23 protein-coding genes are annotated in these 22,744 nt (G+C 65.8%); 12 read left to right on the top strand and 11 right to left on the bottom strand.

Annotation, left to right across the window (positions count from 1 at the left end):
* Window positions 1-1,302 carry a homogentisate 1,2-dioxygenase gene (hmgA, locus tag ACDI39_RS12520; protein WP_225789479.1) on the bottom strand — a complete coding sequence of 434 codons (1,302 nt, stop codon included), beginning with the start codon at window positions 1,300-1,302 and terminating at the stop codon, window positions 1-3.
* Window positions 1,303-1,499: 197 nt separating this feature from the next.
* On the opposite strand from hmgA, the gene ACDI39_RS12525 reads away from it, so the two are divergent.
* Window positions 1,500-2,282 carry an IclR family transcriptional regulator gene (locus ACDI39_RS12525; RefSeq protein WP_225789480.1) on the top strand — a complete coding sequence of 261 codons (783 nt, stop codon included), beginning with the start codon at window positions 1,500-1,502 and terminating at the stop codon, window positions 2,280-2,282.
* Window positions 2,283-2,718: 436 nt separating this feature from the next.
* Here ACDI39_RS12525 and ACDI39_RS12530 read toward each other — a convergent pair whose 3' ends face one another.
* The 4 genes from ACDI39_RS12530 to ACDI39_RS12545 form a co-directional block, all read right to left on the bottom strand.
* Window positions 2,719-3,633 carry an SDR family oxidoreductase gene (locus tag ACDI39_RS12530; RefSeq protein WP_225789481.1) on the bottom strand — a complete coding sequence of 305 codons (915 nt, stop codon included), beginning with the start codon at window positions 3,631-3,633 and terminating at the stop codon, window positions 2,719-2,721.
* Window positions 3,634-3,773: 140 nt separating this feature from the next.
* Window positions 3,774-4,679: an alpha/beta fold hydrolase gene (locus ACDI39_RS12535; protein WP_253091183.1), complete on the bottom strand. Its 906-nt coding sequence runs from the start codon at window positions 4,677-4,679 to the stop codon at window positions 3,774-3,776.
* A 176-nt stretch (window positions 4,680-4,855) separates the two neighbouring features.
* On the bottom strand, window positions 4,856-5,542 hold the full coding sequence (locus ACDI39_RS12540; RefSeq protein WP_253091182.1) for an LrgB family protein: 687 nt from the start codon (window positions 5,540-5,542) through the stop codon (window positions 4,856-4,858).
* Window positions 5,532-5,918 (bottom strand): CidA/LrgA family protein, encoded by a 387-nt coding sequence (locus ACDI39_RS12545; protein ID WP_225789484.1) that lies wholly within the window; start codon window positions 5,916-5,918, stop codon window positions 5,532-5,534. The genes ACDI39_RS12540 and ACDI39_RS12545 overlap by 11 nt, the downstream gene beginning before the upstream one ends.
* A 99-nt stretch (window positions 5,919-6,017) precedes the next feature.
* Between ACDI39_RS12545 and ACDI39_RS12550 the strand changes: the two genes are divergently transcribed.
* Window positions 6,018-6,908, top strand: coding sequence for a LysR family transcriptional regulator (locus ACDI39_RS12550; protein WP_225789485.1), 891 nt, complete (start codon window positions 6,018-6,020; stop codon window positions 6,906-6,908).
* A gap of 31 nt (window positions 6,909-6,939) precedes the next feature.
* Here the strand turns inward: ACDI39_RS12550 and ACDI39_RS12555 are convergent, their stop codons facing one another.
* Window positions 6,940-7,395 carry a flavodoxin gene (locus ACDI39_RS12555; RefSeq protein WP_225789486.1) on the bottom strand — a complete coding sequence of 152 codons (456 nt, stop codon included), beginning with the start codon at window positions 7,393-7,395 and terminating at the stop codon, window positions 6,940-6,942.
* 217 nt (window positions 7,396-7,612) lie between these two features.
* Here ACDI39_RS12555 and ACDI39_RS12560 point away from each other — a divergent pair, with 217 nt between their 5' ends.
* The gene (locus ACDI39_RS12560) at window positions 7,613-8,230 is read left to right on the top strand and encodes a hypothetical protein (RefSeq protein WP_225789487.1); all 618 of its coding nucleotides are present in this window, start codon (window positions 7,613-7,615) and stop codon (window positions 8,228-8,230) included.
* A gap of 11 nt (window positions 8,231-8,241) precedes the next feature.
* Here ACDI39_RS12560 and ACDI39_RS12565 read toward each other — a convergent pair whose 3' ends face one another.
* Window positions 8,242-9,156: a MerR family transcriptional regulator gene (locus tag ACDI39_RS12565; protein WP_225789488.1), complete on the bottom strand. Its 915-nt coding sequence runs from the start codon at window positions 9,154-9,156 to the stop codon at window positions 8,242-8,244.
* 217 nt (window positions 9,157-9,373) lie between these two features.
* Here ACDI39_RS12565 and ACDI39_RS12570 point away from each other — a divergent pair, with 217 nt between their 5' ends.
* From ACDI39_RS12570 to chrA, 5 genes are all read left to right on the top strand, one after another.
* A complete protein-coding gene (locus ACDI39_RS12570; RefSeq protein WP_225789489.1) occupies window positions 9,374-9,946 on the top strand; it encodes an antibiotic biosynthesis monooxygenase in 573 nt (190 codons plus the stop codon).
* Window positions 9,947-10,024: 78 nt separating this feature from the next.
* Window positions 10,025-10,717: a dihydromonapterin reductase gene (gene folM / locus ACDI39_RS12575; protein WP_225789490.1), complete on the top strand. Its 693-nt coding sequence runs from the start codon at window positions 10,025-10,027 to the stop codon at window positions 10,715-10,717.
* A 9-nt stretch (window positions 10,718-10,726) separates the two neighbouring features.
* On the top strand, window positions 10,727-11,023 hold the full coding sequence (locus ACDI39_RS12580) for a DUF1244 domain-containing protein (RefSeq protein WP_225789491.1): 297 nt from the start codon (window positions 10,727-10,729) through the stop codon (window positions 11,021-11,023).
* A complete protein-coding gene (locus tag ACDI39_RS12585) occupies window positions 11,016-11,357 on the top strand; it encodes a HopJ type III effector protein (RefSeq protein WP_225789492.1) in 342 nt (113 codons plus the stop codon). Before ACDI39_RS12580 ends, ACDI39_RS12585 begins: the two co-directional genes overlap by 8 nt.
* A gap of 224 nt (window positions 11,358-11,581) precedes the next feature.
* Window positions 11,582-12,886, top strand: a complete 1,305-nt coding sequence (chrA, locus tag ACDI39_RS12590) for a chromate efflux transporter (protein WP_225789493.1) — start codon at window positions 11,582-11,584, stop codon at window positions 12,884-12,886.
* Between the two features lie 37 nt (window positions 12,887-12,923).
* Here the strand turns inward: chrA and ACDI39_RS12595 are convergent, their stop codons facing one another.
* The 3 genes from ACDI39_RS12595 to fabV all read right to left on the bottom strand — a co-directional run bounded on the left by ACDI39_RS12595 (window position 12,924) and on the right by fabV (window position 16,046).
* Window positions 12,924-13,829 (bottom strand): alpha/beta hydrolase family protein, encoded by a 906-nt coding sequence (locus ACDI39_RS12595; RefSeq protein ID WP_253099548.1) that lies wholly within the window; start codon window positions 13,827-13,829, stop codon window positions 12,924-12,926.
* Window positions 13,830-13,978: 149 nt separating this feature from the next.
* Window positions 13,979-14,665: a GNAT family protein gene (locus tag ACDI39_RS12600; RefSeq protein ID WP_253099546.1), complete on the bottom strand. Its 687-nt coding sequence runs from the start codon at window positions 14,663-14,665 to the stop codon at window positions 13,979-13,981.
* Window positions 14,666-14,834: 169 nt separating this feature from the next.
* Window positions 14,835-16,046, bottom strand: a complete 1,212-nt coding sequence (gene fabV / locus ACDI39_RS12605; RefSeq protein ID WP_225789496.1) for an enoyl-ACP reductase FabV — start codon at window positions 16,044-16,046, stop codon at window positions 14,835-14,837.
* 119 nt (window positions 16,047-16,165) lie between these two features.
* On the opposite strand from fabV, the gene ACDI39_RS12610 reads away from it, so the two are divergent.
* The 3 genes from ACDI39_RS12610 to ACDI39_RS12620 all read left to right on the top strand — a co-directional run bounded on the left by ACDI39_RS12610 (window position 16,166) and on the right by ACDI39_RS12620 (window position 18,509).
* Window positions 16,166-16,321 (top strand): hypothetical protein, encoded by a 156-nt coding sequence (locus ACDI39_RS12610; protein WP_253168106.1) that lies wholly within the window; start codon window positions 16,166-16,168, stop codon window positions 16,319-16,321.
* 66 nt (window positions 16,322-16,387) lie between these two features.
* On the top strand, window positions 16,388-17,566 hold the full coding sequence (locus tag ACDI39_RS12615) for an acetyl-CoA C-acetyltransferase (protein ID WP_225789498.1): 1,179 nt from the start codon (window positions 16,388-16,390) through the stop codon (window positions 17,564-17,566).
* Between the two features lie 313 nt (window positions 17,567-17,879).
* Window positions 17,880-18,509, top strand: a complete 630-nt coding sequence (locus ACDI39_RS12620) for a TetR/AcrR family transcriptional regulator (RefSeq protein WP_225789499.1) — start codon at window positions 17,880-17,882, stop codon at window positions 18,507-18,509.
* 69 nt (window positions 18,510-18,578) lie between these two features.
* Here the strand turns inward: ACDI39_RS12620 and metE are convergent, their stop codons facing one another.
* Window positions 18,579-20,885, bottom strand: a complete 2,307-nt coding sequence (gene metE / locus ACDI39_RS12625; protein ID WP_486538801.1) for a 5-methyltetrahydropteroyltriglutamate--homocysteine S-methyltransferase — start codon at window positions 20,883-20,885, stop codon at window positions 18,579-18,581.
* 294 nt (window positions 20,886-21,179) lie between these two features.
* Here metE and ACDI39_RS12630 point away from each other — a divergent pair, with 294 nt between their 5' ends.
* Window positions 21,180-22,733 carry a methylenetetrahydrofolate reductase C-terminal domain-containing protein gene (locus ACDI39_RS12630; protein ID WP_486538803.1) on the top strand — a complete coding sequence of 518 codons (1,554 nt, stop codon included), beginning with the start codon at window positions 21,180-21,182 and terminating at the stop codon, window positions 22,731-22,733.
* Window positions 22,734-22,744 lie beyond the last annotated feature (11 nt).

A 22,744-nucleotide genomic window follows, 5' to 3' on the forward strand; every position in this document is an offset into this window, starting at 1 on the left:
TTATCTCCGGTTCGGGTTGAAGGTGCTCGGCAAGGTGGCCCAGCAACTATCGTAGTCGGCCTGCAGTTGCGGGCACTCCAGGGCATGGCGGCTCGGACGCAGCACCTGGCTGGTCTCGAACATGAACGCCATGGTGTCGTCGATCTTGTGCGGCGCCAGGTCGGCGGCGATGGCCTTGGCGCAGGTCTCGGCATCCGGGCCGTGGGCGCTCATCACGCCATGCAGCGAAGCGCCGCCGGGCAGGAAGCCTTCGGCCTTGGCATCGTAGGCGCCGTGGATCAGGCCCATGAACTCGTTCATCAGGTTGCGGTGGAACCATGGCGGACGGAAGGTGTTCTCGGCCACCATCCAGCGCGGCGGGAAGATCACGAAATCCATGTTGGCCAGGCCGTGGACGCTGGTCGGCGAGGTCAGCACAGTGAAGATCGACGGGTCCGGGTGGTCGAAGCTGACCGTGCCGATGGTGTTGAAACGGCGCAGGTCGTACTTGTAGGGCACGTTGCTACCATGCCATGCCACCACGTCCAGCGGCGAGTGCTGGAGCTCGCAGGCCCAGTGTTCGCCGAGGAACTTCTGCACCAGTTGCACAGGCCCCTCGGCCTCCTCGTAGTGGGCGACCGGGGTGAGGAAGTCACGCGGGTTGGCCAGGCCATTGCTGCCGATCGGCCCCAGATCCGGGATGCGCAGCGGCGCGCCATGGTTCTCGGCGATGTAGCCACGGGCCTGGCCGTCGAGCAGTTCGACGCGGAACTTCATGCCGCGCGGGATCACGGCGATCTCCAGCGGCTCGACCTCCATCACGCCCAGCTCGGTGGCGATGCGCAGGCGGCCCTGCTCCGGCACCAGCAGCAGCTCACCGTCGGCGTTGAAGAACACCCGCTCCATGGAGCGGTTGGCGCGGTAGATGTAGATGCTCACGCCAGCCGGCTTCTGCGCCGCCGAGTTGGCCACCATGGGCACCCAGCCCTCGATGAAGTCGGTGGACTCGGACGGGATCGGCTGTGGGCTCCAGCGCAGGCGGTTGGGGGTGACGTCGCCCAGCGGGCTGCCCAGTGGCTGGCGCTCCAGGCGCTCGAAGCGCGGGTGCAGGGCAGAGGGGCGGATGCGGTACAGCCAGGTGCGGCGCAGTTCGCTGCGCGGCATGGTGAACGCGGTGCCCGAGAGCAGCTCGGCGTACAGGCCATAAGGGGCTTTCTGCGGCGAGTTCTGCCCCACAGGCAGGGCGCCGGGCAACGCCTCGCTGGCGAATTCGTTGCCGAACCCGCTCAGGTATTCAAGAACAGGGGAATGGTCGCGATTCATCGGTGCCTCCGGGCTCCCAGGGAGCCGTTGCTGGCAGCTGGCTGCTGGCCCGTTCCGGCTCTTTCCGGCGATCGACCCAGGCGTGGCAGCGCGTCTGCATTGTTTTTATCGTAATCAGATTACGAATAACGTAATTTGATTGCCACATGCCGTCAAGCTATAAAGACGCCCATCTGTCTCCCTGGATGCCCAAGCCCATGGCCAAAGCCAGCTCCCCCGCCGACAACGGCAAGCAGAAGGTTCGCTCGGCGGAAGTCGGCACCGATATTCTCAAGGCCCTTGCCGAACTCTCGCCGTCCACCTCCCTGTCGCGCCTGGCTGAGCATGTGGACATGCCCGCCAGCAAGGTGCACCGCTACCTGCAGGCGCTGATCGCCAGCGGCTTCGCCGAGCAGGACCCGGCCACCAACCACTACGGGCTGGGGCGCGAGGCCCTGCGGGTGGGGATGGCTGCGCTGGGGAGCATCGATGTGCTGAAGGTGTCGGCCCTGCCGCTGTCGCAACTGCGTGACGCGCTCAACGAGAGCTGTTTCGTGGCCGTGTGGGGCAACCAGGGCGCCACGGTGGTGAGCATCGAACCGGCGGTACGCGCGGTGACGGTGGTGACGCAGATCGGCTCGGTCCTGCCGCTGCTCAGCTCCTCCACGGGACTGGTGTTCGCCGCCTACCTGCCGGAGCGCGAAACTGTCGAGTTGCGCGAGCGGGAGCTGGCCACGCTGAACCAGCCGTTCAGCGACTATGCGCCGTTGCTGACGCAGATCCGCGAGCGCGGCCTGCACCATGTGCATGGTCTGCTGATGCCGGGCGTGGATGCCCTGTCGGCACCGGTGTTCAATGCCATGGGCCAGATCGCTGCGGTGATGACCGTGGTCGGCCCGACGTCGATCTTCCATGCCGACGAACATGGCCCGGCGGCCCAGCGCTTGCTGGCGGCGACGCAGGCTGCCAGTTGGCGGATGGGCTACGCGCCAGCGCACTGACACGGCGTATCGCGTGAGGGGCACGGTTCGTGCCAGGACTTTTACCCTAAACGTAAAGGTGAATGTCGGAAGTCGCTATTTTTCCTACGGGATCAAGCGCTTATTCTGACCTCACTGGCTGGCACGAAGGGCTCTCCCCCTGTTCTTCGGGCCTGCAAGGTTCACCGACGTTGATTTTGAAGCTCCTTGATCTAACGTCTCGATTGGCCGCTGCGTTTGCAGCGGCCTTTTTTATGTCTGCAGGAATATCGGGGCCGCTGCGCGGCCCATCGCCGGCAAGCCAGCTCCCACAGGTCCAGCGGCGTTCACAAATCATGTGCCCTGCCGGGAACATCTGTGGAGGATTACCCTGCACGCGGAGAACAGAGGCCGAAAGGGCAACGGGGCCCCTGTGGGAGCCGGCTTGCCGGCGATGGGCTGCGCAGCCCCAATGGCCTCAACCCAGCGGATACTTCTGCAGGTTCGCCATCATTTGCTGCAACGCTTGCAGGCTGTCCTCGGGATGCACCGCGCCGTCGAAATCGCAGATCCGTCCCCAGTTGTCCGCCACCTGCTCCGGGGTAAAGCCTTCCCGAGGATCGAAGCCGACACCCAGGCTACGCTCCCAGCGCACCTTGCCGACCCAACCGCCGCCCACTTCGAACAGTTGCCCGCTGTCCTCGCAGCGCTCGCTGCCCAGGTACACCACCAGCGGGCTGACCAGCTCGGGCTTGAGCCGCTCGAACACCTGGGGCGGAATCAACCCTTCGGTCATGCGCGTCCCGCCGGTGGGGGCGATGGCGTTGACCAGGATGCCGTGCCTGCGTCCTTCGATGGCCAGGGTACGGGTCAGGCCATACAGACCCAGCTTGGCCATGCCGTAGTTGGCCTGGCCGAAGTTGCCGTAGATGCCGGAGGTCGACGCGGTGAAGATCACCCGCCCCCAGTTCTGCTCGCGCAAGTGTGGCCAGGCGGCGTGGGTGACCTTGTAGGCCCCCTCCACATGGACCCGGTAGACCAGGTCCCAATCGCCGTCCTCCATCTTGTGGAAGGTCTTGTCGCGCAGGATGCCGGCATTGTTCACCAGCACATCGACCCGGCCGAAGCAATCCAGGGCCTGCTCGACGATGCGTGCGCCGTCGGTGACCGAGTCATGGTTGGCCACCGCCATGCCACCCGCTGCGCGGATCTCCTCCACCACTCGGTCGGCCGCCGAGGCGCTGGCGCCTTCGCCGTGGGTCGAGCCCCCCAGGTCGTTGACCACCACCTTGGCCCCACGCGCGGCGAACAGCAACGCATGGGCCCTGCCCAGGCCGCCACCGGCCCCCGTGACGATCACCACACGATCTTGCAGTCGTACCGCTTCGCTCATGTCCAAGGCTCCAGGCAGGGATTGGGGTCCGGGCAGTGTCCGCCAGCCGCGGACGGCGGACAATCAAGCGCACGGGGGCTGAATGGCGGGCGATAAGACAGGCCGATGATCGCCCACCGCCTAATCTGTGCGACCCGCCTTCAGGACCAGGCGACTTTCTGCGTGAAGCACGTCAGGGGCTGCTCGCGAAAGGCCAGGTAATGCCGCAGCACCTGCAGCGGCGCCTCGGTGTGCGGGTAGTGGCCGATACCCTGCAGCGACACGGTGTCCGGCTCCGGCACCAGTTGTCGGTAGCGCTCGACCATCCGCGCGCCGGAGACCGGGTCGACCACGCCATTGATGAAGCGCAGCGGCACGCCCCGGCGCTGCAGCGCACCGACCCAGCGCTCGCGATGCACCCGGCGTTCGGGCAGGTAGCTGATCAGCTTGTGCAGGATGCGCGTGCCACGGTTGGAGACGATCAGGCTCCAGTAGTCATCCAGGGCACTTTCGCTGGGATGGGTGCAGGGGCCGTAGATATGGCTGACGTTGCGCACCAGGTCGTCCCGCCCGAAACTGCGGCCCACCAACCAGCCCAAGGGGCTGAGCAAGAGCTTCTGGAGCAGCAGCACCTGGTAGCACTCGGGGAACAGGCCGCTGTTGAGGAACGCGCAGCTGGCGACTTCCAGGCGTCGCTCGTGGTGCCGGGCCAGCAGCTCCTGGGCCACGCTGCCACCGTAGTCGTGGGCCAGCAGGTGGACTGGCTGATCGATGCGCAGGTGCGCGAGCAGGGCCTGTTGCAGGTCGGCCTGCTCCATCAGGCTGTAGTCGTGGTCAAGCGGCTTGGCCGAATCGCCAAAGCCGAGCATGTCGCAGGCCAGCACACAGAAGCGCTGGGTCAGGGGTGCCCACAGGTAGTGCCAATCCCAGCTGGCGGTGGGGAAACCGTGAAGCAGTAGCAGTGGCTCTCCTTGCCCTGCTGTCCAGTAACGGATGCTCTGGCCCCGGAAGGAAAAACTTTGGCCTCGGGTACGCCAGACGCACAATGGTATTTCAGCCAGTGGCATCAGAGTTGTCCCGGTGGATAAGTGTTGGCGATATAGGGCAGGGTTGCGCTCATTGCGTGTCACCTCGGCACTTACATGTGCTCTCTATGTCGAGGCTCAGTCTAGTCAGCGCATGGGGCGGCGAAACTTGCATTGGCAGCCAGCTTGCTGGCTTTGCGGGTCAGCGGTATGAACGGTCAGAGCAGCCACGTCAGCAGGGGTGCGGCGAACAGGTTGAGCAGGCCGGTCAGGACCATGACCAGGCCGGCCACGGAGCCTTCCTCGCCCCCTACCTCCTGGGCCCGGCTGACACCCGCGCCATGGGCGCCGACACCGAACAGCGCACCGCGGGCCAAGGGCGTGCGCAGGGGCAGCCAGCGCAGCAGGATGCCGCCGAACACTGCACCGAGCACGCCGGTGAACATGACGAACACGGCGGTCAGCTCCGGCACGCCACCGAGGTCACGGGCCAACGGCATGGCGAATGGCGTGGTGATCGAGCGCGGCAGCAGCGACAGGCTGACCGAATCGTCCAGCGCCAGCAGGTGCGCCAGGCCCCAGGAACTGGCGATCGAAGCGCCGCTACCGGCCAGCATGCCCACCAGCAGCGCCGGCCAGTGCCGCGCCAGCAAAGCCCGCTGTTGCCAGATCGGCACGGCGAAGGCCACCGTCACCGGGCCCAGCACGCTCATCAGCCAGTGGGTGTTGCGCGCGTATTCGGCGTAGGCGGTGTGCAGCGGTACGGCCACCGCCAGCAACAGGGCCGGCACCAGGATCAGCGGCGACAGCAGGTAGCGCCCGCTGCGCCGGTACAGCCAACGGCTGCCCAGGTAGGCCAGCAGGGTCAGCGCCAGCCAGAACAGCGGCATGGGTTCAAGGCTCATGGCGCAGCCTCCAGCGGCACACCAGCTCGACGGTCACGGCCGTGACCACCATCACCAGCAAGGTACTCACGGCGATCACCAGCAGGATGCGCCAGCCCTCGTTGCGCAGCAGGTTGCCGTAGTCGAGCAGGCTCATCAGCGCCGGGATGAAGAACAGCAGCATCTCTGCCATCAGCCAGCCGGCCCCCAACTGCAGCATGGCCGGCTTCACCACACCGCAGGCGAACAGCAGCAACAGCAGCGCCAGCCCCATCACCCCACCGGGAATCGGCCACCCCAGCCAGACGGCGAGCTGGCCGCCAAGCAGGAACAGGGCAAGCAGGATCGCCAGCTCGGCTAGCAGGCGCAGGCATTTCTTCAACGACAGGGGTTTCATGGTACGGAGTCCTCGACAGGCGTTCATTTTAAGATTTCACCTGCCTAGGCCAGAAGCGAATTGTTAGACTGATCGCCATTCCATAATGGAATTCAACGCATGGAATTCAAACAGCTGCGCAGTTTCATCGAAGTGGTGCACCGAGGGGGCTTCACCCAGGCCGCCCAGACCCTGCACATCAGCCAATCGGCGGTGAGCAAGCAGGTTGCCCAGCTCGAGCAGGACCTCGGCCAGCCGCTCTTGGAGCGCCAGGGCTCGCAGTTGCACCTGACAGCTGCCGGGCGCATCGTCCTCGAACGTGGCGAAGCCCTGCTGCGCCAGCGCCAGGCGTTGCTGGGCGAGCTCGACGACCTCGACCAGATGGCCCGGGGCGAGCTGCGCCTGGGGCTGCCGCTGCTGGGCAGCGACGCGCTGTTCGCGGGGTTGTTCGCCGAGTACCGGCGGCGTCATCCGAACATCGACATCCAGTTGCTCGAAGGGGGTAGCCGCACCGTGGAGCAAGCGGTCGCCAGCGGCGAGCTGGAGCTGGGCGGCAGCCTGACGCCGAGCGATCCGGCCTTCGAGTACCAGCCCTTTTGCAACGAACCGCTGGATGCCCTGTTGCCGGCCGGGCATGCCCTGGCGGGCTTGCCACAGGTCGAGCTGCGCCAGCTGGCGGACACGCCGTTTCTCTTGTACCAGCGCAGCTTCGTGCTCAATGACCGCCTGCTGGGCGCCTGCCAGCAGATGGGATTCACCCCGAAGGAAGGTGGACGCAGCGGCCAGGCGGACTTCCTCGCCGCACTGGTCGCGGCGGGCCAGGGCGTGGTGTTGCTGCCCAGGGTGGTGGCGCGGGCGCTGGAGCGGCCCGGCGTGGTGCGCTTGCCGCTGCTGGCGCCGGCGGCTTTGCGTTGGGACATAGCCTTCATCTGGCGGCGCGGGGCCTACCTGTCACGGGCAGCGCAGGCCTGGTTGCAACTGCTGCGCGAGCGGCCGGCGCCTGGTGGGTGATACGGGGGCCAGTACCAGCCCCCAAAAAGGCTCAGCCTTGCAGCGCCGCCACGAACTCGGCGATCCACGGCTCGGCATCGGTCTCCGGGGTCACGGTCTCGCTGGCATCCAGGCGCAGCATCGGCAGCACTTCACGCAACCCCAGCTCGGCGAACAGCTCGCGCAGCTGCTCGCCACCGCCACAGTAGGTATCGCCATAGCTCGAATCGCCCAACCCGATCACCGCGCCCGGCAGCCCACGCCACTCGGCAGGCAGGGTGTCGCGAATGCTGCTGAACAACGGGATGATGCTGTCCGGCAGCTCACCCATGCCCGTGGTCGAGGTCACGGCCAGGAAGGCGTCGGGGGCGAAACCCTGCAGGTCCTGCAAGGTGGCGCGGGCAGCGTGCCAGGCCTGCAGGCCGGCAGCCTTGAGCAGGGACTCGGCGTGACGGGCGACTTCATCGGCGGTGCCGTACACCGAACCAGAAATAATGGCGACTTTCATCGGGCAGAGGATTCCGAAACTGAGTGAAAACGTAGGATACTAGCATCCGACAGTGGCAAAAGGCCGCCTCCCACCAAAGTCTCCTTCCCACCCAAGGGCCCGGGCATGCATCAGCACCGGCCCAGGTTGGCCGTCGGAAATCTGACCAACGCTTCTGAACGAAGCGCCTTGCGTGCTGTCCATGACGTTGAAGAAACAGCCACCTTCGAGTTCGACCATGCAAGCAGACGCCCTCCTGACCCAGGACGAACTGGACTTCATCCAGAACATGCAGCATTCGCCCCAGTTGAACCTGGCCGACCCCATGTCGGGCCTGCTGGTCAATGGCGACCATCGGCTCCAGCAGTTGCTCACCCGCCTGGTGGCCAACGAGCAGGTCACGCTCCAGGCGCAGTTCAACAACCAGCAGATCAGCTTTCCCCTGCAACTGGTGGAAGACGAATTCCACGCCCTGCACCTGCAGTTGGGCTCACCGGAGATCTACGAGGACGGCCCCATGCTGCGCCCCTGGCGCCTGTCGCTGGAAGAGCCGGCCGCGCTGCTCGACGCGCACGGCGCAGGCAGCGGCCTGTGGGTCCGGGAGATTTCCTTCAAAGGTGTACTGGTGCAAGTGCGCGACTTGCCAGAAGCGCCTGCGCGCTTCGACCTGCACTTCGCTCCCGAAGGCATCCCAGCCATCGGCCTGCATGGCGTACTGCGCCGCCGCATCGGCCCGGACTTGGCCGCCTACGACCTCAGCCGCAGCCCAGCGCAAGAGATCGAGCGCCTGCGCGAATACATCCTCCAGGCCCATCGCCAGGCCCACCCGGAGCTGCACGCTCAGGTCGCCGGCTGACCGCCCAGGTACTACCGCAAGCGCCTGCGCATCAGGCCACCCTCGGCGCCCAGGCAGGCCATGGCGCTCCCCGCCAGGTTGCCCTGGGCAAGCTCCGCCGTCTCCCCCGCCAACAACAACGGGCAGCCCAGCCCTGGCGCCAGACGCGCCAGACGCTTGCCCAACTCCACGGTCGGCTGGTGGTTGGCGAACAGTACCAGCGCATCGGGCGCCAAGCGTTCGCAGACCAGCGCCAGTTCCTCCAGTGGCTGCCCCAGGGGCAGCAGCGTCACGCTCACTTCGTCGTAGCCCAACAGCAAGCCTGCCACCAGCAGCTCTAGTTCATGGCATTGCCCCGGCAAAGGCGCCAGCACCACGCGGCTGCCACGCGGCTCGCGAGCCAGTTGCAGGCGCAGCAGCACCCGGCCACGCAGGAACTGGTCGAGAAACAACCAGGCGCTGGCCTGGCCGAAACTCCCATGGCCCGCGCGCAGTGACTGCCATACCGGCATGAACACCTCGCCGAAGACCTGGTCCAGGGCAAGGCCGGCGAATACCTGGTCGAACAGCCGGTCCAGGCCGCCACCGTCGAAGCGCTGCGCCGCCGCGTGCACCTGCACCCGCCAGCGCGCCAGGTCGTCGGCATGGGCGGCGGCACACGCATCCTGGGCCAGCGCCTGGTCGCGGGCCAGGATGCTGCCGACCTTGCTCACCGCCACACCACGCGCCAGCCAGCCCAGGATGCTGCGGATGGTGTCGATGTCGTCCTGGGAATAAAGGCGGTGCCCACTACGGGTCCGCGTCGGCCGAATCAGCCCATAGCGGCGCTCCCACGCCCGCAGGGTCACCGGGTTGACGCCGGTCTGCCGGGAAACTTCGCGAATCGGCACCCGCGCCTGGGGTTCCAGGCCCGCGCCATTGGCCAAGGCCGCTACCTCTTCGTTCATCTGCGCTGGCAACCCTGTCATGTGTGTCTGAGGGGCATTCTACGACGGGAGGCCACGCAGGGTCAGCGCGACCGCCTGCCAGCCGGCACTGACCGGTCACGAAAAATCCGCGATAATCCGTGCCCGATTCTTGCATCACGCCTGTGTCGCCCATCACCCCGGGCCACGCAAGCCAAGGGGCCAGCTACCCGCCAGCCCCGTCGCCAGGAGATACACGATGTCTACCCCACCCGTCACCCTGATGGTGTCGCGCCGCGCCGCCCATGGCCGTTACCAGGAGCTGCTGGCCTGGCTCCACGAAGGCGAACAACTGGCCACCGACTTTCCCGGCTACCTGGGCTCGGGCATCCTCGCCCCACCCGCCGACGGCGACGAGTTCCAGATCGTCTTCCGCTTCACCGACGAACAGACCCTGCATGCCTGGGAGCACTCCGCCTCCCGTCGCGCCTGGCTGCAGCGTGGCAACGGCCTGTTCGAGCGCCCCGAAGAGCGGCGCGTGACCGGCCTGGACGACTGGTTCGGCACCCATCTGGTGCACAAACCGCCACGCTGGAAGCAGACCGTGGCCATCTGGCTGGCGTTCTTCCCGGTCTCGCTGCTGTTCAACGTGCTGTTCGGGCACTGGCTGGCGCCGCTGGACCTGGTGCCACGGGTCCTGCTCAGTACCCTGGGCCTGACGCCGGTGATGGTGTACCTGTTCATCCCACTCTCGACCCGCCTGCTGGCCGGCTGGCTGAACGCAGCCCCGGCATCCGCCGCACAGGCGGCGCGCGGACTGCGCAGCCGCTGAGGCCAGGTCATACAAAGGGAAACAGTTCGGGTATGCTGGGGCATCCATGCAAGGACAGACAAGTTGATTGCCCCGAACATGAACAGCCCAATCCTCGTCACCGGAGCCAGCCAGCGCGTCGGGCTGGCCCTGGCCCTCGAACTGGCACAGGCCGGCCATACGGTGGTCAGTGCCAGCCGTAGCCTCCAGCCGCAGTCCCCGCACCCGAACATCCTCCAGTTCCAGGCCGACCTCTGCCGGGAAGCCGACCGCCAGGCGCTGATCGACCACCTGCACGGCCACTATGACGGCCTGCGCGCAATCATCCACAACGCCTCGCTGTGGCTGGACGACGGCCTGGACAACCTCGAGACCATGTTCCGCCTGCACGTCGAGGCGCCCTACCATCTCAACCTGGCCCTGGGCGAGTTGCTGGCCAAGGTGGACAAGGCCGACATCATCCACATCTGCGACGAAACCTCCTCGCGCGGCAGCAAGAGCCATATCGGCTATGCCGCGACCAAGGCCGCCCTGCAGAACATGGTGCTGTCGTTCGCCGAAAAATACGCGCCGAAGGTGCGCGTGAACGGTATCCTGCCAGGCCTGCTGATCCTCAAGGAGGGCGGCGACGAGGCCTACCGCCAGCAGACCCTGAAGAAGGCCCTGCTGGAATTCGAGCCCGGTGCACGCCCCTTGATCGAGGCGGTGATGTTCCTGCTCCAGAGCCAGTACAGCACCGGCAGCCAGGTGGTCATCAATGGTGGCCGCCACCTGAAGAACCGCATGACCTGAGAGAAGCCCATGACGCCCCAACAACAGCTCGAACTCGAAGCCGCCGCCTTCCGGCGCCTGGTCGAACACCTGCGCCAACGCACCGACGTGCAGAACATCGACCTGATGAACCTTTCCGGCTTCTGCCGCAACTGCCTGTCCAAGTGGTACAAGGCCGCCGCCGACGAGCGGCAGATCGACCTGAGCCTGGATGATGCCCGGGAAGTGGTCTACGGCATGCCCTATGCCGAGTGGAAAGCCCAGTACCAGAAAGAAGCCAGCGCCGAACAACAGGCGGCGTTCGAAAAAGGAAAGCCACGTGACTGATCTGAACACCCTGCGCGACAGCCTCGCCAGCGGCGAACACGCCTTCGCCGACACCCTGGCGTTCATTGCCGCGAACTACAGCTACCAGCCCCAGGCCTTCGTCAACGGTGGCGTCGAGAACGCCGCCGGGCAGAACGAAGGCTCGTGCAAGACCCTGGGCCTGGCCCTGCTCGAAGGCCTGAGCGACCAGGAAGCGCTGCTGGCCTTCGGCGAGCACTACCGCAGCGTGCTGGCCACCCCCGAGGGCAGCGACCATGCCAACATCCGCGCGCTGATGGCGCATGGGCTGGCAGGCGTGAAGTTCGCGCAGCAGCCGCTCACGCGGCTGGCCTGACGACTGCGAGCGGAGGGTATGGCCCAATGCCGGCCGGCCGCTTCGCGCCCCATCGCCAGCAAGCCCCACATGGCCTCGCAAGCCACATCATTTATGGTCGACTCGTACCCTGTGGGAGCTGGCTTGCCAGCGATGGGCTGCAAGGCAGCCCCAAAAATGAAAAAACGCCGCTTAACTGACTGACATTGGCGCATAGCCCTCCTTTGCCCCAGGGACCGCCCCACATGCCGATCGAGCACCCCGTCCCCTTCCGCCAGGCCATGCTGTTCTGGCTCAAGCTGGGCTTCATCGGCTTCGGCGGCCCCGCCGGGCAGATCGCCCTGATGCACCGGGAAATCGTCGAGCGCCGTCGCTGGCTCAGCGAATCCCGTTTTCTCCATGCACTCAACTACTGCATGCTCCTGCCCGGCCCCGAGGCCCAGCAACTGGCCACCTACCTGGGCTGGCTGATGCACCGTACCTGGGGTGGCATCGTTGCCGGGGCGCTGTTCGTCCTGCCTTCGCTGTTCATTCTCATCGGCCTGTCATGGGTCTATGTCGCCCACGGCCAGCAACCGGTGGTCGCCGGGCTGTTCTACGGCCTGAAGCCGGCGATCACCGCCATTGTCCTGCAAGCGGCCTGGCGCATCGGCTCACGCGTCCTGCACAACGCCGCGCTGTGGGCAGTTGCCCTGGCAGCGTTCGTCGCCTTGTTCGGCCTGGGCCTGCCGTTCCCGCTGATCATCCTTGGCGCCGCCTTGCTCGGCTACCTGGGCGGGCGTTGGCAGCCCCGGCTGTTCCAGGCCGCGCATGAGCCCTTGCCGGACGCATCGCCGGCACAACCCGGGCATACCCGCTGGCGTTGGCCACACCTGCTGCGGCTGTTGGCCTGTGGCGCAGCCCTGTGGTGCCTGCCGATGGGCCTGTTGCTCCTGCTGTTCGGCTGGCAAGGCACGTTCACCCAGATGGCCTGGTTCTTCACCAAGGCAGCCTTGCTGACCTTCGGCGGCGCCTACGCGGTGCTGCCCTATGTCTACCAGGGCGCGGTGAGCCATTTCGGCTGGCTGACACCGACGCAGATGATCGACGGCCTGGCCCTGGGTGAAAGCACGCCGGGGCCGTTGATCATGCTGGTGGTCTTCGTCGCCTTCGTCGGTGCCTACGCCCAGGCCCCGCTCGGGGCCGACCAGGCCTTCCTCGCCGGGGCACTGGCAGCCTGCCTGGTCACCTGGTTCACCTTCCTACCGTCGTTCCTGTTCATCCTGATCGGCGCACCGCTGGTGGAGAGCACCCGGCGCCAACTGCGTTTCAGCGCACCCTTGACGGCGATCAGCGCCGCCGTGGTCGGGGTGATCATCAACCTGGCCTTGTTCTTTGGCTATCACGTGTTCTGGCCGCATGGGTTCGCCCAAGGGATCGACTGGCTGGCACTGTTGGTCGCGGTGCTGGCGGCCGTGGGGTTGCTGCTGTTCCGGCGGGGCGTGCTGGAAGTGTTGCTCGCCTGTGCGCTGGCAGGGTTGCTGGCGGTGTTGTATGGGTATCAGGCTTGAGTGCTGGGCCTTTTGCCCGCGAATGGGCCGGCGGCTTTCACAAACGCTGCCCCGGGGTACCAGGTGGCAAGTTGCCCTGCTGCAGCCACTGCAGTGCGATCGGCCACAGGCTGTCGCGGAAGCGATCATGGAAGAAGGCGAAGTGGCCGATCTCGCCGACCGAGATATCCACAGGCGCCACCCGCAGGTGCAGGCGCTCGGCGTCATTGAGGTAACCCAGCAAGCGTTCGGTGGCGGCAATGGTGCCGAACGGATCGTCGGCCAGGCTGATCGCCAGGGTCGTCGCCCGCACCTTGGCGAACGGCGGCTCCGCCAGCGTGCGTCCGCTGGGGCGGTGCTCGTAGCGGGGCGTGCGGGTGGTCCAGTCGTGTACCACCCCCGCCGGCGTGTCTTCCAGCCAGCCCAGGCGCTTGCCTGGGAAGTAACCGAACAACCGCGTCAGCAGCGGCATCACCACATGCCACTTGCCGAACAGCCGCCAGCGCTGCTGCGCCGCATAGTCACGCCAATAGGCGAACTGCGCCCCCACCATCACCAGCCGCCGTACTTGGCCCGCAGACGGCGCCAGGCCCACCGCGCAGCCACCGAAGCTATGCCCCACCACGTCCACCGGCTGGCCGGGAAACTCATTGGCCGCCAGTTGCAGCATGGCCTCGAAATCGAGCCGTCCCCAGTCGCTCCAGGACGCCTGGAAGCCACGCAGCGACGCCGGACGCGATTCGCCGATGCCACGGTAGTCGTAGGTCAGCACGTCGAAGCCCTGGGCGAACAAGTAGTCGGCGAAGCGCGCGTAATAGCGGCAGCGCACCGAGGTGGCGGCGTTGATGATCACCAGCGGGCGCTGGGGGGCGGCTTGGGCATGACGCCAACGAAAGCCGCCGAGGCTATAGCCATCGGCGGCGTCCTGGCGAAAAGCGCTGGCGGGCTGGATGAGGCTGCTCATGGCGCACTCCCTGCGGCGTCTCGCACCGACAGGGCGCGGGCACGGGCGATTGTTCGTCCGCCAACGCTAGTATTGAGCGCGCGTCATTTCAACTATTTGGCCCCAGCATTTGCCCACCCCAACGGCATAGCCCGCTCCCGGCCAACCTCTCAGGCAGTCGGCAAGGCCCGGGCCACGCCCGGCTTGCGCAGCACCTCCAGCCGCGAGCCCTGGTAGCGGGTTTCGCGGAACAGCTTGAAGCGCCCGAACAGGCCATAGACATGCATCACCCGCCCTTGCTCGTGATACCCCATGCGCAAATGCAGCTTCATGGCTGGGACGTTGTGGGTCTCGACCACGTCCACCACCTTGTTGCAGCCCTTCTCGCGCATGGCGTTCCACAGCTCCACCTGGGCGGTGACCGACAGCTCGCTGCCGAAATAGCGGCGCGTCATCTCGCCGCCGAACTCGAAGAACTCGCCCGGCTTCACCGGGAAGGTGCAGCCGTAGTAGTGCTTGTCGCGGTAGTCCACCACGCTGGCCCAGATGAACGCCACCGCATCGCCCTGCTCGTCCAGGTACATGTGCCCGGTGTGGCCTTCGGCGGCCAGCTCGCGCATGGTCTCGACGCGGTCGCCGAAGTAGCGGGCGAAAGCGTCGGCGTTCTCGGAGGTGATCTGTACCAGGGTTACCGGTGGGTGTTCCTTGAGGTTGTACGGCGGTACGGGGCTGACCAGGTCACGCTCCATCCACAACAACTCCCAATGGAAAAACACATAGCGCTCGAACAAGGTCTTGAGGGTGCGTTTAAGACCTTTTTGGCGGATTCGTTCTTGTATTTTTTGCAATGTGCTCATACTGCTGCCTCCCCAGCCCAGGCGGAATTACCTGGTCATTAGCAGCGGTATAGATCAGCCGGAGCGCCCTCATAGCAAAGGGCCAGCGAAGGAATTGTTTCAGATTATGTGCAGGCCCCGGAGGGAACCGTGCAGCCGTCCATGAACGGCTGCACGGTCAAGGGCTTGCTTACAGCTCGACGCAGTCGAACCGTACGTCGGTGGCTACGTCTTCGTCGTAGTTGACGTCGGCGCGCTCGAAACCGAACAGCTTGAGGAACTCTTTCTTGTAGCCGGCATAGTCGGTCAGCTGGAACAGGTTCTCGGTGGTCACCTGCGGCCACAGGGCCTTGCAGGCGTCCTGGACGTCGTCACGCAGTTCCCAGTCGTCCAGGCGCAGGCGGCCCTTCTCGTCGACTTCAGCGGCCTGGCCGTCGGCACGGTACAGGCGGTCGCGGAACATACGGTCCAGCTGGTCCTGGGTACCTTCGTGAACACCCTTCTCCTGCATGATCTTGAAGACCATCGACAGGTACAGCGGCATCACCGGGATGGCCGAGCTGGCCTGGGTGACGACCGACTTCAGTACGGCCACGTTGGCGCCGCCCTTGATCTCGGTTGCCAGTTTACGGTCCAGGCGCAGGGCAGTTTCGTCCAGGTCCTGCTTGGCCTTGCCCAGGGCGCCGTGCCAGTAGATCGGCCAGGTGATCTCGGTGCCGATGTAGCTGAAGGCGACGGTGCGCGCACCTTCGGCCAGCACGCCGGCGCCGGCCAGGGCGTCGATCCACAGCTGCCAGTCCTGGCCGCCCATGACGGTGACGGTGTCCTGGATTTCCTGCTCGGTGGCCGGCTCGATGCTGGCCTCGATGATGGTGTCCTTGTTGGTGTCGATGGCGGTCGACTTGTACGGCTGGCCGATCGGCTTGAGCGCCGAGCGCACCAGTTCACCGGTCTGCGGCAGCTTGCGTACAGGAGAGGCCAGGGAATAGACCACCAGGTCGACCTTGCCACCCATCTCGTGCTTGATCAGCTCGATGACCTTGGCACGGGCTTCATCGGAGAAGGCATCGCCATTGATCGACTTGCTGTACAGGCCCTCGGCCTTGGCGAACTTGTCGAAGGCCGCGGCGTTGTACCAACCGGCGGTACCGGCCTTGGTCTCGGTGCCGGGCTTTTCGAAGAACACGCCCAGGGTGTCGGCCTTGAAGCCGAAAGCCGCGGTGATGCGCGCCGCCAGGCCATAGCCGCTGGATGCACCGATCACCAGGACCTTCTTCGGCCCATCCTCGCGCACGCCCAGCTTGCGGGTGGCTTCGATCTGGTCACGGACGTTGAGCTCGCAGCCCTTCGGGTGGGTCGTGGTGCAGATGAAACCGCGGACCTTAGGATGAATGATGGCCAATGTCTGTACCTCATCAGGTGTTTAGGCATGGGACAGCCGCCAACCATGGCGACGACCCGTTTATTGGAGGGTGAGACTACACCCGGAAGCGATCCGACACATCTTAAGGACTGATCGTGGTGTTTCAAGAGAACATTGCGCTCGCCCATGCCGGCCAGATCGTTGATGAGCGCCTGCCGGATATGAGCGGCATTGCAGCGGAATCGTATAGGCTCACGCCTGCCACTCATTTGTTTTTCACATCAATGAGAAAGAAAAACAAATTTAACAAATGAGCGATTCCCACCGATGCTGACAGGAATGCGCCGAGCTGGCGTCCACCCTTCACGGAGAACAACAACATGAACGACGTCGTCATCGTCGCCGCGACCCGCACCGCCATCGGCAGTTTCCAGGGTGCCCTGGCCAACGTACCGGCCGTGGACCTGGGCGCCGCGGTGATCAAGCGCCTGCTGGAGCAGACCCAACTGGACCCGGCCCAGGTCGACGAGGTGATCCTCGGCCAGGTGCTCACCGCCGCTGCCGGCCAGAACCCGGCGCGCCAGGCGGCGATCAAGGCCGGCCTGCCCTATGGCGTGCCCGCGCTGACCCTGAACAAGGTCTGCGGCTCGGGCCTCAAGGCCCTGCACCTGGCGGCCCAGGCGATCCGCTGCGGTGACGCCGAGGTGGTGATCGCTGGCGGCCAGGAGAGCATGAGCCTGGCGCCCTACGTGCTGCCGTCCGCCCGTACCGGCCAGCGCATGGGCCACGGCCAGCTGGTCGACAGCATGATCACCGACGGCCTGTGGGACGCCTTCAACGACTACCACATGGGCATTACCGCCGAGAACCTGGTCGAGCAATACGGCATCAGCCGCGAGCAGCAGGATGCCTTCGCCGCCGAGTCCCAGCGCAAGGCCGTGGCCGCCATCGAGGCTGGCCGCTTCAAGGACGAGATCACCCCCATCGTCCTGCCGCAGAAGAAGGGCGACCCCAAGGTCTTCGACACCGACGAGCAACCGCGCCCCGGCACCACCGCCGAGTCCCTGGCCAAGCTGCGCCCGGCCTTCAAGAAGGACGGCAGCGTGACCGCCGGCAACGCCTCCAGCCTCAACGACGGCGCCGCCGCGGTGCTGCTGATGAGCGCCAGCAAGGCCCAGGCCCTGGGCTTGCCGGTGCTGGCCAAGGTCACCGCCTACGCCAGTGCTGGCGTGGACCCGGCAGTCATGGGCATCGGCCCGGTGTCCGCCACCCAGCGCTGCCTGGACAAGGCCGGCTGGCAGCTGGGCGACCTGGACCTGATCGAAGCCAACGAAGCCTTCGCCGCCCAGGCCCTGGCCGTTGGCAAGCGCCTGGAATGGGATGCCTCGCGAGTCAACGTCAACGGCGGCGCGATCGCCCTCGGCCACCCCATTGGCGCCTCCGGCTGCCGCGTGCTGGTGACCCTGCTGCACGAGATGATCAAGCGCGATGCCAAGAAAGGCCTGGCCACCCTGTGCATCGGGGGTGGGCAGGGCGTGGCGTTGGCGATCGAGCGCTGAGCCGTTCGCTGCGAGTGTGTTCCGGGGCTGCTTTGCAGCCCATCGCCGGCAAGCCCCCACAGGCCCCTGCAAACTGCATCATGTGTAGTCGACTCAGCACCCTGTGAGAGCGGGCTTGTCGGGGCGCCGAACCGCCGCGACAGGCCAGCCTTGCCCCCTGAGCATGGCCAGGGCTACGTCTTCATCTACGGCTAAAGCCACCTCGCTATATACTTTTACAATAGCGTTATGACACTGTAGCGAGCATCCGCTTTCCCTTTTGCCGTAGCCATGCCGATCCGCCATCCCCACCCTGCCCCACAGCAGCACCGCCATGCCTAGTATCCGCGAGCGCAACCGCCGCCTGATCGTCGAGGCCGCCAGCGCGGAGTTCGCCGACAAGGGCTTCGAAGCGTCCACGGTCGAAGACATCGCGGCCCGCGCCGGCCTGCCGAAAGCCAACGTCCACTATTACTTCGAAACCAAACGCAACCTCTATGCCTGTGTGCTCGACCGGGTCATGGAGCCGCTCCTGCGCGCGGCGCGCAGCCTCGATCCCGAAGCGCTGCCGAAAGACGCGCTGGAACGCTATGTCCAGGCCAAGATAGGGGTGATCCGGCAATATCCACATGCCTGCAAGGTCCTGGTGCGGGAGATGCTGCACGGTGCCCATCACCTCTCCGGCAGCCACGCCGAGGCCATGCGCGAGATCGCCCGGCAGAACCTGGGCTGCCTCACCACCTGGATGGGCCGGGGCCTGATCGCCCGCACCGCGCCGGAACACCTGCTGCTGTTCCTCTGGTCGATGCCCATGGCGCATATCCGCTTCGCCCCACAGGGGAGCCGGCTGGCGCAATCGCGCACGCACGATGGCCACGACCTGCAACCCTTGGCCTCGGCACTCACCAGGATGCTGCTGCGGGGCTTGCAGCCAGGACGACCTGAACAACGCATCGCTATATAGAAAAACAAATATCGAGAGCCCAATACGCAAAACGGGACGCAAGGCGTCCCGTTCGTCGATCCAGGGTAATCAGGCCCCCTGGCTACGCAGCTCGCGGGCAGCGGCAACCATGTTGACCAATGCCGCCTCGGTTTCCGGCCAGGCGCGGGTCTTCAGGCCGCAGTCCGGGTTGACCCACAGGCGCTCGGCGGGAATGCGCCGGGCGGCCTTGCGCAGCAGCTTGACCATCTCGTCCTTGCTCGGCACTCGCGGCGAGTGGATGTCGTACACGCCTGGGCCGATCTCGTTCGGGTAGTCGAACTGCTCGAAGGCCTCCAGCAGTTCCATGTCCGAACGCGAGGTCTCGATGGTGATCACGTCGGCGTCCATGGCGGCGATCGACTCGATCACGTCGTTGAACTCGCTGTAGCACATGTGGGTGTGGATCTGGGTTTCATCCCGCACGCCCGAGGCGCACAGGCGGAAGGCTTCGGTGGCCCATTCCAGGTAATGAGCCCAGGCGCCCCTGCGCAGCGGCAGGCCCTCTCGGAAGGCCGCTTCGTCGATCTGCACGATCTTGATGCCGGCCGCCTCCAGGTCGACCACCTCGTCGCGAATCGCCAGCGCCAGCTGACGGGCCTGGACCTCGCGGCTCACGTCCTCGCGTGGGAACGACCACATCAGCATGGTCACAGGGCCGGTCAGCATGCCCTTCATCACCTTGCCGGTCAGGCCTTGGGCGTACTCGATCCACGCCACGGTCATGGCTTTCGGACGGCTCAAGTCACCGAAGATCACCGCCGGCTTGACGCAGCGCGAGCCGTAGCTCTGCACCCAGCCGAAGCGGGTGAACACGTAGCCGTCGAGCTGCTCGGCGAAGTACTCGACCATGTCGTTGCGCTCGGCCTCGCCGTGCACCAGCACGTCCAGGCCCAGGTTTTCCTGGATCTGCACCGCATGGCGGATCTCGCTCTGCATGGCCTCGACGTACTCGGCCTCGGTCAGCTTGCCTTGCTTGAACGACTGCCGCGCCAGGCGGATCGCCGACGTCTGTGGGAAGGAGCCGATGGTGGTGGTCGGGAAAGCCGGCAGGTCGAGCCCGGCACGCTGCTTGGCGATGCGCTGCTCGAACGCCGACTGGCGCTGGCTGTCGGCCGGCTTGATCGCCGCCAGACGGGCCTGCACGGCAGGCTTGTGAATGCGTGGCGACGCAGCGCGGCTGGCCTGGATGGCCCGGCTGCGCGCCAGGGCAGCGGCGACGTCGGCCACGCCGGGTTCGTTGACGGCCTTGGTCAGCACCGCGACCTCCTGGCACTTCTGCACGGCGAAGGCCAGCCAGCTTTTCAGTTCGGCATCCAGCTTGTCTTCACGGGCCAGGTCGACCGGGCTGTGCAGCAACGAGCAGGAGGGCGCCACCCACAGGCGATCGCCCAGACGTTCGGCGGCGTGGCGCAGCACATCCAGTGCTTTTTCCAGGTCGCAGGCCCAGACGTTGCGGCCGTTGACCAGGCCCAGCGACAGCACCTTGTAGGCCGGCAGGCGGTCGAGGATGGTCGGGTACTGCTCAGGGGCGCGCACCAGGTCGATGTGCAGGCCATCGACCGGCAGGTTGGCGGCCAGGCCCAGGTTGTCTTCCAGGCCGCCGAAATAGGTGGCGATCAGCTTCTTCAGCGGTGCGCGCTGCAGGATGTTGTAGACACGCTCGTAGGCGTTCTTCCAGTCCTGCGGCAGGTCGAGGACCAGGATCGGCTCGTCGATCTGCACCCACTCCACACCCTGGGCGGCCAGCCGGTTGAAGATCTGGTCGTACAACGGCAGCAGGCGGTCGACCAACTCCAGCTTGTCGAAGTCGGCGCCCTTGGTCTTGCCCAGCCACAGGTAGGTCAGCGGGCCGATCACCACCGGCTTGACTGCATGGCCCAGGGCCTTGGCCTCGTCCACCTCCTCGAACAACTGCTCCCAGCTCAGGGCGAACTGCTGGTCGGCGGTGAACTCGGGGACCAGGTAGTGGTAGTTGGTGTCGAACCACTTGGTCATTTCCTGGGCGTGGGCACCACCGCAGCAGCTGTCGCTGCGGTCCGTCGCCACGGTGCCTCGCGCCATGGCGAACAGGGTCTGCAGGGTCGGCTTGGCACCCTCATGGCCCCGGAAGCGCTCCGGGATCACGCCGAAGGTCAGCGAGTGGGTCAGGACCTGGTCGTACCAGGCGAAGTCGCCGACCGGCAACAGCTCGATGCCGGCGTCTTTCTGCACCTGCCAATGGGCTGCGCGCAGCTCACGGCCCACGGTGCGCAGGCCGGCTTCGTCCAGTTCGCCCTTCCAGAAGGCTTCCTGGGCTTTCTTCAATTCACGGTCGCGCCCGATGCGCGGAAAACCCAGGTTGTGCGCCAGTGCCATGTTCTTGTCCCTCAGCATGCAGAAATGAATGAGAGGATTGTCGGCGCGCAGCCATCGTGAGACAAACTCATTTAATTTAAGATGATCACAAGATTTACTCATGATCCTATTGAAGCATGCCTGGTTCGCAGGGATAGTGCGGCGCTGCTTGAGAGCGGCGCCGAACCGCCGCGAATGGCCAGCCCAGGCACCCAGGATGTCTCTTTCAAAGCAATTCCCTACGCCCCCGGACATGACCCCTCCCCCACCCTCCTTCACAATGCCACCGTGCCCCAACCCAATAGCCAACCGCCCATGAGCCAGTTGAAAAAGGCGCTGCACGAAAAATCCTTCGTCTGCGTCATGGAGTTCGTCCCCAAGTCCTCCAGCCCGCACTTCGCCAGCATCGAGGCCCTGATGGCCCGCTCGCACCTGTGCGGCTGGCCCATGACCGTGGCTATCGCCGACCGCGTCGGCAGCCCTTTCGAAATGTCTCCCCTGGAGGCCTTCGCCAGCCTCGAGCAGCCCCACCCCGCCCTGCTGCATTTCTCCGGCAAGGACCGCGAACGCCAGCATCTGCTGGAGCAACTGCAACGTATGGACGCCGCAGGCCTCGACCAACTCCTGCTGCTCACCGGCGACCGCCTGCCCGGCCATGAACCCGGCCAGCGCCCGGTGCGCTACCTGGAGTCGGTGGCGGCCTTGCAGATCGTCCGCCAGGCCCGACCGGGCTGGCTGCTGGGCGCCGGCATGCACCCGTTCAAATACCGCGAGGAAGAAGGCGGCGCGCAGTACTTCAAGGCCGAGAAGAAGCTCGCCGCCGGCGCGGACTTCCTCACCCTGCAACTAGGCTACGATGCCAGCAAGCACCGTGAAGCCATCCAGTGGATGAGCCGCCAACCCTCACCCAAGCCGCTACTGGCCTGCGTCATGGGCCTGACCCTGGGGCGCGCGCGGATCTTCGAGCAGGTGGCCGGCATCGTGGTCACCCCCTCCATGCGCGACCTGCTCGAAGCCGAGGCGGCCCTCTCCAAGGCCCATGCCCAGGCACGCAGCCTCGAACGCCTGGCCTTGCAGATCATCGGCCTGCGCCTGATGGGGTACGCCGGGATTCACCTGTCCGGCATCCATGACGTCGAGCAATTGCTGACGCTGGAGCAGACGATCAACCGCTGGCAATCGCGCATTCATTCGCTGGAGCAATGGGCACCGGCATGGGCGGCCTGCTGGCAGATGCCCGGGCTGCCTGCGGTGACCTTCCATCCGCCTGAGGCGAACTGGCGGCTGGGCGAATCCCGCGTTACCGCCTCGCGCAAGGAAACAGCGCGTTATCACCTGCTGTCTGGCTTTCATTCGCTGCTGTTCAGCCGCAGTTCGTGGCTGAGCCAGGCGTTCGGCTGGGCCGTGCAACGACCGGTCTGGGCCACGCCTACCGGCGCCCGCGTGCTCCATCGCCTGGAGCGCAGCGTGAAAAGGCCGCTGGTGGGGTGCGACACCTGTGGGCGCTGCCGCCTGGAAGATACCCTCTACGTCTGCCCCGAGACCTGCCCGAAGGGCTTGGCGAATGGGCCCTGCGGCGGGACCTCGCTCAACCGCTGCGAGTTTGGGGACAGGGAATGCATACATAGCGTCAAGTACCGGATGGCCAAGGCTGTGGGGCAGACCGAAGTGCTGGTCGAACGGCTGATTCCTTGCGTCGAGGAAAACAGCCGGCACCGGAGTTCCTGGCCGGGGTGGTTCGAGGCGCGGGGGTGTGCTTCTGCATCACCCTGTGGGGGCGGGGTGGCGTCGCGATTGGGGCAACGGGCCGAACAAAAAACGGCGCTACGAATATCCCAACCAGGTGTCATTACCGAACTGGATAACTGATCCGCATCAGG

This window comes from Pseudomonas sp. Tun-23181, assembly GCF_057415455.1.